Genomic DNA, 18,902 nt, shown 5'->3' on the forward strand with positions numbered 1-18,902 from the left:
GGCTCGGGGGTCGTGACCGTCGCCAGGGCCGCCGTCTCGGCCGCGCGGCGCTGGGCGCGGGTGAGCGGTGCCGCGGGCTCGGGCTCAGGGTCGGGCTCGGGTGCTGGTGCCGTCGTCGCGGCGTCGATCTCGCGGTAGTGGTCGGTCCAGTCGGATCCGTTCCACCAGCGATGACGGGCGGAGCGCCGGGATTCGGCGTACCAGCCCGGAGGCGGCGAAGTGTCGGTCATCATCTCCCCAGACGAGACTTGCGGCAGTGCGCCACTTTATCGCGGGATGAGAGGCGGATGAGAATCGGCGGCTGGACGGGTGCGCTTCGTCTCGCTTCGCTCGCTCAGCGACCGGCGGGGCGGATCTCGATACGTCGGCGCTTCGCGGCGTCACTCGATCACCGGGTGGGGGCGGTGCGCAAGCACCCATTGCCCGGCGACGGAAGCTCCGACAGAATCATGCCCAGAGCGCGGCGGCCTATCGGCCGACTGACTCCGGCACGGACAGGACCTGGGGGTCCTCGTGATGGCGTGTCCAACGTCAAGGGGAAGACGTGATGAAGCCGCAATGGGTTTGGGTGCTGATCGCTGGCGTCGAGTTGGTTCTCGTCATCCTGACGGGACTCCGTCCCCTATCGCAGTCCATCACGGCGGACCAGTTGCCGAGTCAGTTGAGCTTGACCTCGCTCGTGCTCACGGTATTTGCGCTGGCGTTCCTCGCCGTCAGTATCTGGATGCTTATCGACCCGGCCGAGGTGTTTGCGCTTGTGGCGATGGGGCTCGCGATTTTTCTCGGCATCGCGCTCGCGGGGCTCGCGGCAGGAGCCGCCGTCTTCGCGGACGAGGCGATATCTACGCAAGTCGTGCTCACTGCGGGTGCCGTTTCGCTCTATGTGATGCTCATCATGTATGTCAGGAACGCTTGGATACTGGTGCCGACCGCTACTCTCGTCGGAGTCAGCGGCCGACTGACGGATCTGCCACCCGACATCCCCCGCGTCCCCCTCTGGAGTGATGGGTTCCTCGTTCGAGAGAGGCAAGGTGCGCGCATTGCACGGCTGGCGGAAGTGCGGGATGCCGACGACACCGCACTCGACGCGGTGCGCGTGCGGGCTTATAGAAGCGCAAAGGACATTGACGACCTGAAGGAACAACGGACGGTACTCGCGAAACCAGTCTCGGCGGCGACCCGTAGGGCCATCCGCTCCGCAGCCCTGGATGTAGCGGTGGTGGTAACGAACAAGAGCGCAGGGACCTACATCCTGTTGGTGAAGGTGCAGAACCAATTGCTCGTGCTGGCACTCCTCCTGCTGGCGGCCGTCGCGACGTTCGGCATCGTGGGATGGGCTCTTCCGATGATTTTCGGCGCCGTCGGCGCGCTCATCGCGCGTGTGCGCACGCTGACTCCGCAGGGCGATCCGGCGAAGGTTGATGGTGGCCCACGCTGGATGGCGCTGCTGCTCACACCCCTGGTGGGCGCCGTGTCAAGCGTCGTCGGTCTCGTGCTCATCAAGGCACTCGAAGAATTCGGTGTGCTCAGCGACGATCTTGCGAAGGTCGTGCCGGTTCCAAGCTTCGACGGTATGACTCCGTACTTCCCTATCGCCACCCTTGCGATTGCCGCAGCATTCGGCTGGACGGCTCGTCTGCTCGATGCACTGATGGCCAAGGTGACCGCGCTGGTGGACGAAGGCGCCGGATCGTCCGGTAGTGGGGCGTCCGGCACCGCGCCGACCGCCAACGACCCAGCTGCCAACGACCCAGCCGCCAACGACCCAGCCGCCAACGACCCAGCCGCCAACGACCCAGCCGCCAACGACCCAGCCGCCAACGACCCAGCCGCCAACGACCCAGCCGCCACCAACACCTGAGGTCGCGGGCCGGCGTCTGCGACCGCTGCGAGTGCCGCCGGGGGCTCACTCACCGTTTGGGCGGGGACCGGACTGCGGACGACCTCCGGGCCGATCCCCTCGTCCGGCACGCGCCGGCGTGGCAGTCTTCCACCATGGCACTCTCGCGGATCAGCGTCGTCATCCCGCCGATGGGACCGTGGCGGGAGCAGTCAGCGTGGTATCGGTGGGCGGAAGACGTCGGCTACGACGTCGCATACACCTACGATCACCTCACGCACCGGACCGCCGAGGACCTGTGGCTGGGCGAAGCGTTCACAACGCTGACAGCGGCCGCAGGGTGCACGCATCGTATTCGGCTGGGCACGCTTGTCGCGTCGGCGGTGTTCCGTCGCCCGGTCGCGCTCGCCCGTGTCGCGATGACGGTGCAAGACATCTCGGGCGGCCGCCTCGTGCTCGGAATCGGCCTCGGCGCGCCGGACTGCGAGCGAGCGGACGCCGGTGCACCGATCCCGCTCGGGCAGATGGCGGACCGGTTCGCTGACGTCGTGCACGGTTACCTAGCGACCACAGGGGGTGCGACCGAGTGGCAGGGCACGACGATGTCGTTCTCCGGACTTCAGTCCACGCCGGCCCCGGAGGGTGTCGTACCGGCCGAGCTGCTTATCGCCGCCCACGGACCGCGCGCTCTCGCGCTGGCCGTAGAGGTCGCAGACACCTGGAACACGTATGGCGGCCCCGCCTCGACGCAGCTCGACGACGACGAGTTCTGGAACCTCCTCGGCGCGCAGGCCGCGGCGTTCAACGCGCAGTGCGCGAAGGCCGGCCGCGACCCGGCGACCGTGCGCCGATCCGTGCTGCTCGGCTTCGGTCGCGTGCGTCCCACCAGCAGTGTGGGCGCGTTCCTTGATGCCGCGGCACGCGCGGAAGCCCTGGGCTTCGACGAGATGGTCGTCTACGCGCCGCCCTCGTCTGCGGGACTGGGCTCGGATCCCACGGTCCACGAACAGGCCCTCGCGCGGTTGCGCTGACGTCGGGGAGCTGGGTGCGGGCGGGGATCTCGATACGTCGGCGCTTCGCGGCGACACTCGATCGCCGGGTGGGGACCGACCGGGACACAGGTCAGGCGTCGAGGATGTCGAGGTGCACGAACACGGGCCCGCCGTCGACGAGGGCCTCGGCATCCCGAACCGCCTTCTTCAACGGGAGAACGTACGAGCCGCTCGCCTTGTCGGGGAAGATCGACGTCGCCCACTCGCTGCCGCCGATGCGCGCACGCACCCGCACCGAGCCGAACCCGCGATACGGGCGCGGAATCTCGCGGATGTCTTCGCTCAGCTCGGGCGGCACCGACGTGAAGTACCACGACGCGTCGTCGCGGGCGTCCCAGCGGAAGACCTCCGCCTCGAACTCGATGTTCATGCCGGCACCGCCTCGCTTGCGCGGGCGCGGGCGACGAGATGCAGAACGACCAGCACCACCGCGGCGCCGAGCGAGGCGACGCACAGCGGACCGACCGCCAGCTGCGGCAGGAACGATTCGCCGTCCCACAGCACCAGCACCGCGATGCCGACGCTGGGCGCGGCGACGAGGGCTGCCCAGATGGGTGAGGCGAACAGCATCCATCCCGCGAATGCCACGGCGATGTTCGCGAGCACGCCCGCCAGCACCAAGCCGCTGTTGATCTCAAGCGACCACGCGGTGCCGGGATCAACCGGCGCGCCGACGTCGAAGACACCCACCCACAGCAGCGCCAGTGCGCCGAGCAGGGCGAGCAGCCAGACCACGATCGTGACCGTGAGCAGCACCGGCGACTGCGGCGCGAGACCCCGGAACGCCGTCACGCCGCGTACCGATCCACCAGGCGCTGCAGGCAGTCCGACCAGCCCTCGACGTGGTTCTCGCGCTCGGCAGCAGTGACGAAGCCGGAGTGCCGCACGATCACGCGGGTGGCATCCGCCGCCTCTTCGAGCGCGATCTCGGCGTCGGTCGCGTGGTCCTCGCCCGCCCATCGCCACTCGAGGCGGAGTGAGTGCGGGGAGTCGATCGCGAGGATGCGGGCCTCGACGGTGATGCCCGCGATCGCCGAGTGCACGCGCCACGCGCCGAGGGGGCGGGCGTCGACGGCGGTCTCGGCCTCGAGGCGGGGCGGCCAGAACCATTCGGCGAGGCGCGTCGCGTCGGTGAAATCGGCCCACACCACATCGACGGATGCCGCCACCAGCGCGCCCTCGGTCAGCTCGAACATGGGGAAACGGTAGCGGATGCCGGGGACATCGTCTCGGGTCGCTCGTCGTTTTGATCCAATGTCGGAGGCACTCGGCATACTCTAGATATGACATTCCTTTCGGATCTGCGGGCTCTCGTGGAGAGTCTTGCGGAGGTGTCCGAGCTGGATGTCGATGTGGCTGAACTGCCGCTGGCGCTCGACGGGCTGAGTGACGAAGTGGTCGCGCAGGTGATGGAAGGGGCTGCGGCGATCCGGCGGTGCAACGACGTGCTCGCGCTGGCATCGGCGGGCGTCGTGGCGCGGCGGTCGACACGCGATCGCGGGCAGACCGGCATGGCGACCTCGCGCGGACACCGCTCCCCCGCGGCGCTGATCCAGGCGGTCACCGGCGGCAGTGCGGCCGAGGCGAAGCGTGCGATCCAGGTGGGCGAGGCGCTGCTCGAGGGTGGGTGTTCGGTGTCCGGGCCCGAGATGCTCGAGGGGGCTTCGGTGGTCGAGGCGGTGGCGGTGCCGTGGCACGAGCCGCTCGGGCGAGCGGTGCTGCGCCGTGAGATCAGCGCGGAGCAGCACGACGCGATCCGGCGCGGGCTCGGCGAGCCCCCGGTGGATGATGGGGCCGAGAGTGCGAGCGACGAGGCGCGTGAAGCGTGGACGATCGCTGCCGAACAGTTGCTGGCCGAAGCCGCGACCCTGCCCGTCGAAGAGCTGCGCCGCCTCGCGCGCATCGTGCGCGACCAGCTCGACCCCACCGGTGCCGAGAAGCGGTTCGCCCAGCAGTTCGAGGGGCGATCGTTTCAGATGTACCTCGATGCCGACGGCGTTCCTCGCGGTCGCTTCGTGTTCGAGCAAGAGGGCGCGGCGTGGCTTCGCGCGATCAAGGATTCGGCGCTGCGACCGCGTCGCGGGGGCCCGCGGTTCGTCGGCGCCGGCGAGCAGGCCGCCGCCGATGACCTTCAGCGCGACCCGCGCACCAACGAACAGCTCGAGTACGACCTGCTGATGGACCTGCTGCGCGCGGGCGCGCTCGCCTCGGCGGAAGACGTGTTCGGCGCCCGTCAGCCGGGCGTGCGCATGATCGTCGTGAAGGATGCGGTCGGCGTGCGCGACGCGCTCGGGCGGATGCTGGCCATCGGGCACACCGAAGATCGCGGCGACGCCCTGCCGGGCGGCGTGATCGACCGCAACATCTGCGCCAACGGCACGCGAGAGGTCACCGTCGACGCCTGCGGCAACCCCCTCGACGTCGGCCGTGAGCAGCGCCTGTTCACCGCCCGCCAACGCATCGCGCTCGCCGCGCGAGACGGCGGATGCACATGGCCCGGATGCTGCGTGCCCGCCTCGTACTGCGAAGCCCACCACTGCAACCACTGGCACGAGCACCTCGGACGCACCGACATCGACGAGGGCGTTCTGCTGTGCAGATTCCATCACCTTCTGCTCCACAACCAGGGCTGGCGGATCACTCGCGACGGTCAGGCTGCGTTCATCCTGCACCCACCGGGCGACAGACCACCCGTGACTCTGAAATCGAAGGCCGCGTGGGCGTGGGCGTGGGATCCACCACCGCCACCCGACCGAGCCGGCTGGCGGGTCGGCGTGACGAAGACCGACGTCGAACTCGTCACCTGAGGGGCGCCCTTCGTCTCAGTCGCTTCGCTCCCTCGCTCAGGGACCCGCAAGCCCGGTCGCTGAGCGAGCGAAGCGAGACGAAGCGCACCGACCCGGACACCCTTCGTCTCAGTCGCTTCGCTCCCTCGCTCAGGGAACAGGTTTGTACCGCTGGACCACCGCGCCCGACCGGAACTCGTGCCGATCCACCAGCTCGAGCTCGATGCGCTCGCGCAGACCGGATAGCAGCGTCGGCCCGTGCCCGGCAACAACCGGGTGCACCACGAACTCGTACTCGTCGATCAGGCCCAGATCCGCGAGCGCCACGGGGAGCGTCACACCGCCCACCCAGAGCCCCTCTCCCGGCTGCTCTTTCAGCTGCCGAACCGCTTCACCCACGCCTCCGCGCACCAGTTCGGCATTCCAATCCACCTCGGTGAGCGTGCTCGAGACGACGTGCTTCTTCGCCTGGTCGATGGCCTCGGCGAACGGAACGTCCCCCGCGCCCATCCAGTCGGGCCAGACGCCCGTAACCGGCTTCCGCCACGCCGACTGCATCATCTCGTAGGTGACCCGTCCGAACAGCAGATCGGCCCGTGCCATCTCGGCGGTCCAGTAGGCCATCGATTCCTCGTCGGGCGGGAGACCTGCCTCGTGATGGCAGCATCCGTCGAGCGTGACATTGATCGAGTATCGAAGCAGTCTCATCCCGTTGTCCCTTCCGGGCGACCCTCATTTCTTGAAGGTCACATCGAATTCGTGCGTCGTGCCGTCCGACATCTCGAGCAGGAACTGGCCGGTCTTCAGCGACCACGACTTGCTCGTCTTCCAAACGTACGTGTAGGTGTCGCTGCCCGCGTGGTAGTTCAGCCCGCTGCCTCCGGCCGTCGTCGTCGGGATCAGCTCACCCTCGGGCGTCGAATCGGTCCCCTCGATCACGAACCGGGCCGACTCGACCACGTCGAGCCCCTGATCCCCGCCGAGAGAGAACTTCACCGGAATCGCCTGGCCCGGCTTCGCGATGTTCGCGGCATCCATCGACACGGGCGAGAAGAAGCCGTCGAAATCGAACGTGGGGATCGCCGCGATGAACGGCGAGAACGTCGACGTCAACCCGCACACATAGGCGCGGTCGGGTTCGGCATCCACGTCGACGAAGTAGCGTTCCGTGATGTCGTCCCACGTGTCGGTGGCCGACTCGTAGTGGAAGAGCGACGGAGTTTCGCCCAACGGGTCGTACCCGAGGCACACCTCGGCCTCGCCACCCAGCGTCGCGGTCGAGTTGATATGCACGTAGACGGGCGGGTCGGTGGTGATCCGGAACCCCGCCGGGATCGGCCCCGTCGCACTCGACACCGCCGACGTCGTACCCGCCGTCGTGCCCTCAGGAAGGTCGACCAGCACCGGCACCGCACCGGGCGCATCGTCGGTGAGATCGACCTGCTGCGGCCCCGAACCCACCGGCAGCTCGGGGGTCACCGCCTCGGTGAGGTTCGGCGCCTCGCGAATCACGAAGTCGTCCCACGTGCCCGCGGGCCAGTACCGCTCACCCCGCACACCGGCCACCATCTGGTACGAGACATCGGTCTCAAGGCCGAGCGGCAGCGCGAAGTTCGCGGTGAGCGTGCCGTCGCCCGCCACCGTCTTGGTCCCGACCTTCTGCGCCGACACCGGCAGCGCACCCCCGAGGATCTGGAAGTACGCGTAATTCAGATTCGGAGCAATCCACAGTTCGAGCTGCTCACCGGCCGGCAAACCGCTCGCCGTCACGGTGCCCGCCAACCCGCTGAACAGGTCGGGGCCGCCCTCGCCGCTCACCACCGTGAGCCGCTCACCCACCGTCTGCGAGACCTGACCGAGGTCGCCGCTGCTGAGATCGAACGGCACGAAGCGACCGGGCGTCGTGAACGACAGGATCGGGGATGCCGTCGGTGTCGCGCCGTCGATCGGCTGCTCACTCAGGTTGAAAAGCGTGATCGTGTGCCCCGACCACGTCGGCATGCCATTCGACCAGCCACCGGCCGTCTCGAGCGACTCTCCCGGTGCGAGCTCGTCCCAGAAGAGGTCGGTGATGCCGTCGGCGACGTCTGAGAACGCGCCCCACCCGCTCGGCAGCCACAACGGATCGATCGACCCCTGCGTCGTGAAGTCGGTGCCGTAGCCGACATAGACGGTGGCGGCGGTGCTGTTGATCACCTCGGGCTTGACCACGAGCATCTCATCGAGCATCTCAACCCCCTCCCACGGCGCGAAGACCGACGACGCAGACTGCCAACTGACGGTCAAGCCACCAACCGTGGCCGTCGAACCGGGAATGGTGGTCCAGTCCGGCGGCGGCGGCTCGTCAGCGAACGCCGGCGCCGCGGCGAGCGCGGTCACCGCCAGCATCGCCGTGAGTGAAGCCACAGCAGTGGCACGTGATCTGCGCATATCGATTCCCCAGTCTCGATTCCTGCGGTCGACGCACCGTATCCGGTTGGCGCGCGCTGTTCACGCGACCGAACGAAGCCCCTGCGCTCTCCGCTCTGAAGCAGCCCCCCAGAGGCCGCCGGTGTCAGCCTTCACCCCGCCGACGGAGAGTGTCAAGGTCGCCGCGCGCGAAGGCGCAGCATCCGTCGTCCGTTTCCCGCAGCGCAGGGTCTTGCGCCGCACCGCTCGCGGGTGGACGCTGTGGCTGACGCGCCCCCGCAGGCTTCCTCGCCCCCTGTGGGGAACGGTGGCGCAGAGAGCAGGCCCGCCATGAGGGCATATGCAGTGCAATCCGCCGGTGAGCAGCCCGCCACCCACGACCTCGAGGTTCCGGAACCCGACCGCGGAGAAGTGCGCGTGCGCGTCGTCGCCGCATCGGTCAACGGGTTCGACCTCGCCGTCGCCGCCGGATACATGGCCGGATTCTTCGAACACCGCTACCCCGTCGTGCTCGGTCGCGAGTTCGCCGGCATCGTCGACGGCATCGGACCCGACGTCGACACCCTCGTCATCGGCGACCGCGTGCTGGGCGTCGTGTCGAAGCCGCACCTTCACGACGGAGCCTTCGCCGAGTACACCACGGCCGTCGCGGAATCGAGCGTCGTGCGCACCCCGGAAGGGATGACGGATGCCGCTGCCGCCGGCCTCGGCCACACGGGGTCGACTGCACTCATCATCCTCGCGTCGCTCGGCGATGTCGCAGGCCAGAAGATCCTCGTCGTCGGGGCGACCGGCGGGGTCGGCACGATCTTCACCCAGCTCGCCGCCGCGATGGGGGCCGAGGTGATCGCGACGGGGCGCACCGAGGAGGGACGCAGCTTGATGGCGGAGCTCGGCGCCGCGCACACCGTCGACTACGCCGATCTCGACGCCGAGGTGCGCGCGATCGCGCCCGACGGAGTGGATGCCGTCGTGCACCTCATCGGCGACGCGGCGTCGCTCGCGCCGCTCGTGCGCGACGGCGGGATGTTCGTGTCGACGCTGCTGTACGCGCCCGAGATGTTCCCCGACCCGGAACGCCTCACCCCGGCGCCGATCGCCGGGTTCCCGAGCGGCGACGGCCTGCGCCTGCTCACCGGCATGGTCGACGACGGGCGCCTGCGCGTCATCATCGACCGCGAGGTGGAGTTCGACGAGATCGGCGACGCGTTCGCCGCCTACGGGCGCGAGACGATCGGGAACATCGTGGTGCGGATCGGGTGAGGTGGGCTACGGAGGCGCCGGGCGCGCTTCGTCTCGCTTCGCTCGCTCAGCGACCCGCGAGACGAGGCCCGGTGCGCTTCGTCTCGCTTCGCTCGCTCAGCGACCCGCGAGACGAGGACCGGCGCGCTTCGTCTCGCTTCGCTCGCTCAGCGACCCGCGAGACGAGGCCCGGTGCGCTCTGTCTCGCTTCGCTCGCTCAGCGACCCGGACAGTCGGTCCCTGAGCGAGGGAGCGCCAGCGACCGAGACGAAGGGCCCGAGTCCGTGGGGGTCAGTAGGGTGCGGGTATGAGCGACAGGAGCCTGCGAATCGTGCCGGCCAACGAAGCCGCGTGGGACGACCTGCAGGCGATCCTCACGGGCACCGCCGGGCACTGCCAGTGCCAGCGGCAGCGCCTCGGCGACCGCGACTGGTGGCACCTGCCCGTCGCCGAACGGTCCGCGATCCTCGAGTCCGAGGTGCACTGCGGCGACCCGCGCGCGACCGAGACCATCGGGATCGTCGCCTACGACGCCGACGAACCGGTCGCGTGGTGCGCGGTGGATCGGCGCAGCGTCTACGGGCGCCTCCGCGGGTCGCCCGTGCCGTGGAAGGAGCGCGACGAAGACAAGGACGACGACACCGTGTGGGCGATCGCGTGCTTCGTCGTGCGGAGGGGATTCCGCGGACGGGGGTACATGTACCCGCTCGTGGCAGCCGCCGTCGACCACGCCCGCGACCGCGGCGCCCGCGCCGTCGAGGGCTACCCGCTGGTCACCGGAGGCAAAGAAGTCATCTGGGACGAGATGAGCGTCGGCGCACTGGGCCCGTTCCTCGCCGCCGGGTTCACCGAGGTGTCGCACCCGACGAAGCGGCGCGTGGTGATGCGGATCGACTTCACCTGACCCAGGTTCACCCGCCGCGGGTGACGCCCGCCACCAGCCCAGGCCCCACGATCATGATCACGGGGTCACACCCCGACGTAACACGTGAGCGTTCCGAAAGGGGAGCGAAAATAATGTCCGACACCTCGCAGAAATCCGGTTGGGCAGGGTGGACCGTCTTCGGCGGCATCCTTCTGATCGTCTCGGGCGCGTTCAACGCGATCATGGGACTCACCGCGATCCTCGCACCCACCAGCACCTACTTCGTCGCGACCGACGGCGTGATCATGGTCCTCGACGTCGCCGGCTGGGGCTGGTGGCACCTGATCATCGGCCTCGCGGTCGTGCTGACCGGCATCTTCGTGCTCCGCGGAGCGACGTGGGCGCGCATCGTCGCGATCATCCTCGTGTCGCTGAACGCCATCAGCCAGGTGGCTCTCCTCGGTGTGCAGCCCTGGTGGTCGCTCATCATGATCGCCCTCGACGTTCTCGTCATCTACGCGCTCACGGTCCACGGCAAGGACTTCGACAAGAGCTGACGACAGCAAGAACCCCATAGGGAGGGGGCGCCGCGGATTCGGGACCGCGGCGCCCCCTTCGTCGTGTGCGCGGGAACACGCCCGGGCGAGCGCTTGCCCGCAAATCTCTCCCACATTGCCCCTTGAAACCGCTCCCAAAGATTGGTTACTGTCACGTAAGTAAGTGAGCGGCAGTCCCCGCCGCGCGATCCCCTCAACGACGAAGGAAGACCGCATGATCAGCCCCGTCCCCCACCGCAGCCGACGACGCAGCATCGCTGCCGTCGTCACCGGCGCCGCCCTCATCGCAGGAGCACTCCTGGCCACCCCGGCCGTCGCGGCACCGCCGCGCGCCGTCGATCCGTTCAACCCCGACTTCGGGCCGAACGTCACCATCTACGGCCCCGAAGACTCGGCGGCGGAGATCGAGGCCGACCTCGATGCGCTCCACGCCGAGCAGGTCGACGCCGAGATGAGCACGGTCCGCGAGGCCGTCTTCTTCCTGCCCGGCGAGTACGGTTCGGCCGCCGACCCGCTGCAGGTCAACGTCGGCTACTACACCGACATCTCGGGCCTCGGCGCCTCGCCCGAAGACGTGAACATCCACGGCTCGATCGAGGTCTACAACCGCTGCCTCACCGACAGCAACTGCATCGCGCTCGTCAACTTCTGGCGCACCATCTCGAACCTCTCGATCGACATCGACAAGGAGGGCCAGGACGGCTGCCGCATGAGCGCCAACTTCTGGGCCGTCTCGCAGGCCGTCTCGATGCGCCGCCTCGACATCTCGGGCGCGAACGTGTCGCTCATGGACTACTGCACCGCCGGACCCCACTTCGCCAGCGGCGGCTTCATCGCCGACTCGCGACTGCCGTTCGTGGTGAGCGGTTCGCAGCAGCAGTGGCTCACTCGCAACAGCGAGGTCGCCGGCTGGTCGAACGGCGTCTGGAACCAGGTGTTCTCGGGCGTCGTGGGCGCTCCTTCCGAGGCCAACTTCCCGGGCGAGCCGTACACGACGATCGCCGAGACGCCGATCAGCCGTGAGAAGCCGTACCTCTACGTCGACGACGAGGGCCGCTACAACGTGCGCGTTCCCGCCGTTCAGCAAGACTCGAGCGGCGTGACGTGGGCAGACGGCGAGACCGAGGGGCGCAGCATCCCGATCACCGAGTTCTACATCGCCAAGCCCGGCGACTCGGTGAAGGACATCAACAACGCCCTCGCTCGCGGTCAGCACCTGATCTTCACGCCCGGCGTGTACGACATCGATCGCACGATCGAGATCAAGCGCGCGAACACCGTCGTGCTCGGCCTCGGCCACGCGACGCTCACGGCCGTGGGCGGCGCGGTGCCGCTCGAGGTGAAGGATGCCGAAGGCATCGTCGTCGCGGGCGTCACCATCGACGCCGGCACCGAGCTCTCGCCCGTGCTGCTGCGCGTCGGCAAGGACAAGGGCGGCAAGCCCCTCGGCGCCGAGAACCCGATCACGCTGAGCGACGTGTACTTCCGCGTGGGCGGCCCCCACATCGGAAAGTCGACGACCGCGCTCGAGATCAACGCCGACAACGTGCTCATCGACCACACGTGGGTGTGGCGCGGCGACCACGGCATCGAGGGCTTCGACCCGACCGACGGCGTGAACGGCGACAACGAGCGCTGGGCGACCAACACCGGCACCAACGGCGTGATCGTCAACGGTGACAACGTCACCGCGACGGGCCTGTTCGTCGAGCACTTCCAGCAGTACAACACCCTCTGGAACGGCGAGAACGGCCGCGTGATCCTGTACCAGAACGAGCTGCCGTACGACCCGCCGACGCAGGCGGACTGGACGCAGCCCGACGGCACGCTCGGCTACCCGGGCTACGTCGTCGCGGACGACGTCACCACGCACCGTCTCGACGGAGCGGGCGTGTACGTCTTCAACCAGAACAACCCGACGATCATCACCGAGAACGGCTTCTCGGTGCCCGAGACCCCGGGGGTTCAGCTTCACCACATCATGACGGTGAACCTGTCGGCCGGCACGATCAAGCACGTCGTCAACGGCGTGGGCGGTCAGGTCGACAACACCAACACCGGGGCGCCCGCCTACATCGTGGACTTCCCCGCGCTGTAACGGCTGTCTCTGAATGACCGGATGCCCCGGCCCGACGCTCCCGTCGGGCCGGGGCTTCTGCGTGTGCGGGCGCGCTTCGTCTCGCTTCGCTCGCTCAGCGACCCGCGGGTCTCGGTCCCTGAGCGAGGCCGCGAAGCGCCCGAGACGAAGGGCGGTCCCTGAGCGAGGCCGCGAAGCGCCCGAGACGAAGGGCGGTCCCTGAGCGAGGCCGCGAAGCGACCGAGACGAAGGGCGTCCTAGGATCGAGCGCGTGTCTGTCTCCACCGCCTCGACCCGAGACCTTTCGCGCCCGCTCCCCGCGGCGCTCAGCTGGACGGTGCTGATCGTCTTCGTCGGAGGGTTCGCACTGGCGATCCTGATCCTCGGACTCCCGTGGTGGATGCCGGCCCTCTACGTCGCGATGAGCGTCATCGCCTTCGCGACCTACGGCATCGACAAGGCGGCCGCGCGCCGCGGCGGACAGCGCGTGTCGGAGCAGACGCTCCTCACGCTCGGACTCGTGTGCGGCTGGCCGGGAGCGCTGGTCGCCCAGCAGCTGTTCCGGCACAAGACGCGCAAGCGCTCGTTCCGCCGCGCATTCTGGCGAACGGTCGTGCTGAACGTGCTCCTGCTCGGAGCGTTCATCGCCCTCGCGACGGTTCGCGGATGGGACCTCGAGCCCGCGTGGTTCGACGATCTGGGTCAGCTCTTCCGAGGCTGACGCGCTTCGTCTCGTCGCTGCGCTCCTCGCTCAGCGACCCGAGGGGTTGCGGTCCCTGAGCGAGCGAAGCGAGACGAAGGGTGGTCCCTGAGCGAGCGAAGCGAGACGAAGGGCGGGCCCCCGGCTCGACCCATCACCACTCGGGGTGGATCGCCGCCCGCAGGTGGCGGTCGTAGACATCCCGCACGACGGCGTCGAACGCGGTCACGTCGAACCCATCGTCGAGGAGGGCCGCGGCATCCGCATTCGATTCCGCCTGGGTCACGTTGCGCGCACCCGGGATCACCGTCGTGACCCCCACCTGTGATGCGATCCACGCGAGCGTCGCCGCGGGCAGCGTGACGCCCGACGGGAGGGCGGCGGCGAGCTCGGTCGCGGCATCCAGTCCCACCGAGAAGTCGACACCCGAGAACGTCTCGCCGCGATCGAACGCCTCGCCGTGGCGGTTGTAGCTGCGGTGGTCGTTGGCGGCGAACGTCGTCGTCGCGGTGTACTTGCCCGACAGCATGCCCGACGCCAGCGGAACGCGCGCGAAGATCGCGACCCCCGCTGCGGCCGCCGCCGGCAGCACCTCGTCGAGCGGCTTCAGCCGGAACGGATTGAAGATGATCTGCACATTCGTCACGTTCGGGCGCGCGATCGCGGCGAGCGCCTGCGCGCACGTCTCGACCGAGACGCCGTACGCGGCGATCGTGCCGTCGGAAACCAGCGCGTCGAGGGCGTCATAGGTCGCATCCGCCTCGATCACCGCGGTGGGCGGGCAGTGCAGCTGCACCAGGTCGAGCGTGTCGACACCGAGGTTCGCGCGCGAGCGATCGGTCCACGCGCGGAAGTTCTCCGACGTGTAGTTCTCGGGCTCCTGCGCCATGCGGCGCCCCATCTTCGTCGCGACCGTGATCCCGTGGTCCGGACGCCCCGCCAGGAAGCGCCCGATGATCGACTCGCTGCGACCGTCGCCGTAGACATCGGCGGTGTCGAAGAGGGTGACACCACGATCAGCGGATGCCGCCAGCACTGCTGTGGCATCCTCTTCGCTGACGTTGCCCCAGTCGGCGCCGAGCTGCCAGGTTCCGAGGCCGATCGCCGACACGGATCGCTCGGTACGGCCGAGGGGACGCTGCTGCATGATGTTCCTTCCGAGGCGCGGCACCGCGCGGTCGCGGGGGCCGCCATCCAGCATCCCACGCGGTCGTGTGGTGCGGGCCGGTGTCGCTTGCGCTCGCGCTGCCGAAACCGCCACTCGCGGTCGAGGAGTTCAGCCGCGACTACCGGTTTCGGCAGCGCGAGCGCGCCGACGACCCAGAGCGCCGCGCACCGCGAAGTCGATCGCGCACACCGCCACCACCGCCACCGCGTAGACGACGAGGTCGCGGGCGTCGAAGACGGTTCCGAGCACGAGCATCGCGGGCGGGAAGGCCGCCCCGAGCGCCAGCGGCACGCCCGTCAGCTGGAAGAGCTCGACCGCGACGCACCACCCCAGCGCGATCGCGCCGATCACGAGCGAGCGCGCCCGCGGCGCGAGCATCACGAGCCCGATGTACGCCGCGACCGCATAGAGCGCATCGCCGGCGATGTCGGTCGCGGCGGTGTCGGGCAGCACCGCCGCGACGAAGAGCCCGGCCGCGATGACGATCGCGAGCACGACCGCTGCGCCGATGCGGCGAGCGCGGCGACCGGTCGCCGCCCCTGCCCCACCCGTCACGGATTGATCACCACGGGCGTCCCGTAGGGCAGCTCGGCGAGCTTCGCGATCGCGTCGGGATCGAGCCGGATGCACCCGTTCGAGATCGGGCCGGAACGATCGTCGTGGTAGTGGAACGCCGTCACGGCGACGTCTGCTCCCCCGAACCCGTCGAGGGTCGGCGACTGCACCGACAGGTACACGATCGGGTGCCCGCGGGTGTACCAGTACTCCTCGACGACGCGGGTCGTCATGATGTACGAGCGCCCCATCGGCGTCGGGGTCTGGTCGGTCCCCCACGCGAAGTCGGTCGCGATGCGCTCGGCGACCCCGGCGCGGACGATGTCGACGGTGCGTCCGGCGATGCTCACGACGACTTCGATGTCGGATGCCGCCAGCTCCACGTCCTGCACCCGCACCCACCCGGCGACCTGAGCCGGGTTGCCCTGTGACGGCACCGCCTGCCGGCCGACGAGCAGCACCTTGACCCAGTGCTCCTGCTTCTCGATCACGGGCACCGTCGTGCCGTCGTACGGGAACTCGCGCGGCAGATACGCCACCGGCTCGCCCGCAGGATCCGCCCACACCGGAGCGCCGATCCCGAGCGCAAGCGCCCGCTCGGCGGTCGCCGGCGCGAACGCGTCGTCGTCGACGGGCAGCGTCGGAATCACGGCGAACACGTTCACCTGCGGCAGCGTCGTCACGTCGTACGACGCCGTGTTCGCCGCGAACCCGGTGGGCGTCGGCGTCGGGGTGGGCGTGGGAGTCGGCGACGGTGTCGGGGTCGAGGTGACGCTCGCCGTCGGAGCCGGAGCGGATGCCGCGGGCTCGGCCGGGCGCAGCATCCACGCCGTGGTCACCCCGAGCGCCACCGCGAGCGCGATCGCGCCCCCGATCACCCACGCGCGGCGGGCGCGGCGGCGGGCGTCGGGCGCGGGTTCAGGCGCCTCGGCGACGTGCGGCTCGGCATCCCCCATGGGTCCATCGTGAGTCGCGACGACGGATGCCGCAACCTGAGCGCGTCATCGACCGCGGGCAGCGCCGATCTGGGCCGCCATGAGGGTGACGAGCTCGTAGACGACGTGGCTCGCGGCGATGCCGGTGACCTGGGCATGGTCGTAGGCCGGAGAGACCTCGACCACATCTGCTCCGACGACGTGGTGCTCGCTCAGCGCGCGCAGCATGCGCAGCAGCTCGCGGCTCGTCATGCCGCCCGCCTCGGGCGTACCGGTGCCGGGAGCGTGCGCCGGATCGAGCACGTCGATGTCGATCGAGATGTACAGCGGCCGGTCGCCGATGCGGCGCCGCACGCGCGCGATCGCCGCCTCGATGCCGCGCTCTTCGATGTCGACGCTCGAGACGATGGAGAAGCCGAGACGCTCGTCGTCGACGAGATCCTGCTTCGAATACAACGGCCCGCGCGTGCCGACGTGGCAGCTGGCGGTGAGGTCGATGAGACCCTCCTCGCTCGCGCGACGGAACGGCGTGCCGTGCGTGACGGGGGCGCCGAAGTAGGTGTCCCACGTGTCGAGGTGCGCATCGAAGTGGAGCACCGCGACGGGCCCGTGCTTCTTGACGACCGCCCGCAGCAGCGGGAGCGCGATCGTGTGGTCGCCGCCGACCGTCACGATCCGGTCGACGCGTGAGCCGAGGTCGGTCGCAGCCACCTCGATGGCGGCCACGGCGTCTTCGATGTCGAACGGGTTGGCCGCGACGTCGCCGGCGTCGACCACCTGCGCCTCGGCGAACGGCGACACATCCTGCGCGGGGTTGTACGGTCGCAGGAGGCGCGACGATTCGCGCACATGCGACGGGCCGAAGCGCGCGCCCGGGCGGTAGCTCACACCCGCGTCGAAGGGGATGCCGACCACCGCGATGTCGGCATCCGGAACGTCTTCGATGCGCGGCAGCCGCGCGAAGGTCGCGATGCCGGCGTAGCGGGGCGTGACGGATGCGTCGACGGGGCCGATCGGTTCGGTCATGACGTGCCTCTCAGCTGGTCGGAAGTGGTCGGGGCAGGCCCCTGGGGAATGTGCACGAGCTGCACGCCGCCCGCGGCGACGGCCACGCGCAGGGCGGATGCGATCTCGTCGGGCCGCTCGGCGCGCCGCCCGGTGGCGCCGAACGCGTTCGCGAGCGCCACCCAGTCGGGTTGGACGAGATCCACACCGACGGGACGGATGCCGCGATCCACCTCGTTCTGGCGGATCTCGGCGTACCCGCCGTTGTCGACGCAGACGATCGTGAGGTCGAGGCGCTGCTCGACGGCGGTGATGATCTCGTTGACGCAGAACATCAGCGCCCCGTCGCCCACGACCGCCACGACGGGCCGGTCGGTCTGTGCGACCCGTGCGCCGATGGCTGCGGGCAGGCCGTACCCGAGCGTCGCGTACGTCGGGGTGTAGAGCATCGCATGCGGGGTGGACTGGCGGAGGATGTTGGCGAGCCCCAGGTACACGATCTGCGACGAGTCGCCGGCGACGATCGCGTCGCTCGGCAGAGCGTCGGCGATCAGCTGCGCGAGGGCGACGGTGTCGGGCGCGGTGGCTTCGGTCTCGGCGGCGATCGCCGCGCGCAGCGGGTCGAGGTCGGGCAGTGGCTGCGGCGTGCGCGGTGCGGCGGGGATCAGCGCGAGCAGGTCGGCGGCGACTGCCGCGCAGTCGCCGACGATCCCGACGGTCACCTCGAGGTTCTTGTGCAGCTGCGCGGCCGAGATGTCGACGCGCACCACCGCCCCGCGCGCAGCGAGCGCGGGGGCCCAGAGCTCCGCTTCGCCGAGCTTCGAGCCCAGCACGACGAGCACATCGGCATCCTCCGCCGCGTCACGCGCGGCGGCGAGCCGCAGGTTCGACCCGAGCGAGAGCGGGTGGTGCTCGTCGACCGTTCCCTTGCCGTTGAGGGTCGTCAGCACCGGCGCGCCCAGGCGCTCGGCGAGCGCGGTCACCTCGCGCGCAGCGCGGGTCGCGCCGCCGCCGGCGATGATGACCGGTCGCTGCGCGGTCGCCAGCAGTGCAGCCGCCGCACGCAGCGAGGCGGCATCGCCCCGATCGGGCGCCGGCTCCGGGCGTGCCACGCGCGCCGCGTGCGGCACACCGGCCGGCGATTCGAGCAGGTCGAGCGGAATCTCGATGTGCACCGGGCGCGGACGGCCGATGCGGAACAGCGCGAATGCCGCGTGCACGGCGTCGACCGCTTCGGCCGCCGTCTCGACACGCCGCGACCACTCGGCGATCGCGGCGACCATGGCTGAGGCATCCTTCGTCTCGTGGAGCGTGCCCACATCGCGGAACTCGTCGCCGCGCGGGACGCCGGGCGAGAGCACGATGAGCGGGCGCGACTCGCAGAACGCCGTGCCGATCGCACTCATCGCGTTCTGGAGCCCTGGGCCCGACGTGGTGATCACGACGCCCGGGAGCCCCGTCTGCTGCGCCCAGCCGTCGGCGCCGTAGCCGGAGCCCTGCTCGTGACGATTGGTCACCGCACGCATGCCGAGGTCAGCGAGCGGTCGGTACAGCTCGAGATTGTGCGTGCCGGGGATGCCGAACACCGCGGTGACCCCGTACGAGCGGATCGTCTCGAGCACAGCCCGCCCGGTGGTGTCGGCGTACTGTTCCGCAACGGCGGCGGCGCCCCCCGGAGCCGCCGCCGTTGTGATCTGGTTGCTCATGGTGT

General features: G+C 69.6%; 18 protein-coding genes and 1 pseudogene. 8 read left to right on the top strand and 11 right to left on the bottom strand.

Annotated features, from left to right (window positions below; all coding sequences use genetic code 11):
- Positions 1–233 (bottom strand): annotated as a pseudogene (locus tag FFS15_RS08440) (DUF2510 domain-containing protein); the annotation flags it as partial.
- Between the two features lie 311 nt (positions 234–544).
- Between FFS15_RS08440 and FFS15_RS18615 the strand changes: the two are divergent.
- Together FFS15_RS18615 and FFS15_RS08450 are read left to right on the top strand one after the other, a co-directional pair.
- A complete protein-coding gene (locus FFS15_RS18615) occupies positions 545–1,861 on the top strand; it encodes a hypothetical protein (protein ID WP_171013132.1) in 1,317 nt (438 codons plus the stop codon).
- Between the two features lie 134 nt (positions 1,862–1,995).
- Positions 1,996–2,871: an LLM class flavin-dependent oxidoreductase gene (locus tag FFS15_RS08450; protein WP_137844587.1), complete on the top strand. Its 876-nt coding sequence runs from the start codon at positions 1,996–1,998 to the stop codon at positions 2,869–2,871.
- Between the two features lie 91 nt (positions 2,872–2,962).
- On the opposite strand, the gene FFS15_RS08455 is transcribed toward FFS15_RS08450, so the two are convergent.
- From FFS15_RS08455 to FFS15_RS08465, 3 genes are read right to left on the bottom strand one after another with little or no spacing between them, the layout of a single operon-like run.
- Positions 2,963–3,262 carry a DUF1905 domain-containing protein gene (locus FFS15_RS08455; RefSeq protein ID WP_137844588.1) on the bottom strand — a complete coding sequence of 100 codons (300 nt, stop codon included), beginning with the start codon at positions 3,260–3,262 and terminating at the stop codon, positions 2,963–2,965.
- Complete coding sequence (locus FFS15_RS08460) at positions 3,259–3,684, bottom strand: hypothetical protein (protein WP_137844589.1); 426 nt, start codon at positions 3,682–3,684, stop codon at positions 3,259–3,261. Before FFS15_RS08460 ends, FFS15_RS08455 begins: the two co-directional genes overlap by 4 nt.
- Entirely contained in the window at positions 3,681–4,088 is a 408-nt protein-coding gene (locus FFS15_RS08465) for an SRPBCC domain-containing protein (RefSeq protein WP_137844590.1), read from the bottom strand. The genes FFS15_RS08460 and FFS15_RS08465 overlap by 4 nt, the downstream gene beginning before the upstream one ends.
- An 87-nt stretch (positions 4,089–4,175) precedes the next feature.
- Here FFS15_RS08465 and FFS15_RS08470 point away from each other — a divergent pair, with 87 nt between their 5' ends.
- A complete protein-coding gene (locus FFS15_RS08470) occupies positions 4,176–5,699 on the top strand; it encodes an HNH endonuclease signature motif containing protein (RefSeq protein ID WP_137844591.1) in 1,524 nt (507 codons plus the stop codon).
- A gap of 129 nt (positions 5,700–5,828) precedes the next feature.
- Here the strand turns inward: FFS15_RS08470 and FFS15_RS08475 are convergent, their stop codons facing one another.
- Both FFS15_RS08475 and FFS15_RS08480 read right to left on the bottom strand, forming a co-directional pair.
- On the bottom strand, positions 5,829–6,386 hold the full coding sequence (locus FFS15_RS08475) for a dihydrofolate reductase family protein (RefSeq protein WP_137844592.1): 558 nt from the start codon (positions 6,384–6,386) through the stop codon (positions 5,829–5,831).
- A gap of 24 nt (positions 6,387–6,410) precedes the next feature.
- Positions 6,411–8,084, bottom strand: coding sequence for a PxKF domain-containing protein (locus FFS15_RS08480; RefSeq protein ID WP_137844593.1), 1,674 nt, complete (start codon positions 8,082–8,084; stop codon positions 6,411–6,413).
- Positions 8,085–8,417: 333 nt separating this feature from the next.
- On the opposite strand from FFS15_RS08480, the gene FFS15_RS08485 reads away from it, so the two are divergent.
- From FFS15_RS08485 to FFS15_RS08505, 5 genes are all read left to right on the top strand, one after another.
- The gene (locus FFS15_RS08485; protein WP_137844594.1) at positions 8,418–9,350 is read left to right on the top strand and encodes an NADP-dependent oxidoreductase; all 933 of its coding nucleotides are present in this window, start codon (positions 8,418–8,420) and stop codon (positions 9,348–9,350) included.
- A 286-nt stretch (positions 9,351–9,636) separates the two neighbouring features.
- Complete coding sequence (locus FFS15_RS08490; protein WP_137844595.1) at positions 9,637–10,233, top strand: GNAT family N-acetyltransferase; 597 nt, start codon at positions 9,637–9,639, stop codon at positions 10,231–10,233.
- Positions 10,234–10,346: 113 nt separating this feature from the next.
- The gene (locus FFS15_RS08495) at positions 10,347–10,751 is read left to right on the top strand and encodes a hypothetical protein (RefSeq protein WP_137844596.1); all 405 of its coding nucleotides are present in this window, start codon (positions 10,347–10,349) and stop codon (positions 10,749–10,751) included.
- Positions 10,752–10,965: 214 nt separating this feature from the next.
- Complete coding sequence (locus FFS15_RS08500) at positions 10,966–12,849, top strand: adenylyl cyclase (protein WP_137844597.1); 1,884 nt, start codon at positions 10,966–10,968, stop codon at positions 12,847–12,849.
- Between the two features lie 250 nt (positions 12,850–13,099).
- On the top strand, positions 13,100–13,549 hold the full coding sequence (locus FFS15_RS08505) for a DUF1294 domain-containing protein (RefSeq protein ID WP_137844598.1): 450 nt from the start codon (positions 13,100–13,102) through the stop codon (positions 13,547–13,549).
- Positions 13,550–13,682: 133 nt separating this feature from the next.
- Here the strand turns inward: FFS15_RS08505 and FFS15_RS08510 are convergent, their stop codons facing one another.
- The 5 genes from FFS15_RS08510 to FFS15_RS08530 form a co-directional block, all read right to left on the bottom strand.
- Positions 13,683–14,675 (bottom strand): aldo/keto reductase, encoded by a 993-nt coding sequence (locus FFS15_RS08510; protein ID WP_137844599.1) that lies wholly within the window; start codon positions 14,673–14,675, stop codon positions 13,683–13,685.
- Positions 14,676–14,804: 129 nt separating this feature from the next.
- Positions 14,805–15,251, bottom strand: a complete 447-nt coding sequence (locus tag FFS15_RS08515; protein WP_249353871.1) for a DUF2809 domain-containing protein — start codon at positions 15,249–15,251, stop codon at positions 14,805–14,807.
- Positions 15,248–16,207 (bottom strand): L,D-transpeptidase, encoded by a 960-nt coding sequence (locus FFS15_RS08520; protein WP_137844600.1) that lies wholly within the window; start codon positions 16,205–16,207, stop codon positions 15,248–15,250. The genes FFS15_RS08515 and FFS15_RS08520 overlap by 4 nt, the downstream gene beginning before the upstream one ends.
- A gap of 45 nt (positions 16,208–16,252) precedes the next feature.
- Entirely contained in the window at positions 16,253–17,212 is a 960-nt protein-coding gene (speB, locus tag FFS15_RS08525; protein ID WP_137844601.1) for an agmatinase, read from the bottom strand.
- Positions 17,209–18,897: a thiamine pyrophosphate-dependent enzyme gene (locus FFS15_RS08530; RefSeq protein WP_137844602.1), complete on the bottom strand. Its 1,689-nt coding sequence runs from the start codon at positions 18,895–18,897 to the stop codon at positions 17,209–17,211. The genes speB and FFS15_RS08530 overlap by 4 nt, the downstream gene beginning before the upstream one ends.
- Positions 18,898–18,902: the final 5 nt, after the last annotated feature.

Source organism: Microbacterium sp. 2FI, from assembly GCF_005502885.1.
Taxonomy (GTDB): Bacteria; Actinomycetota; Actinomycetes; order Actinomycetales; family Microbacteriaceae; genus Microbacterium.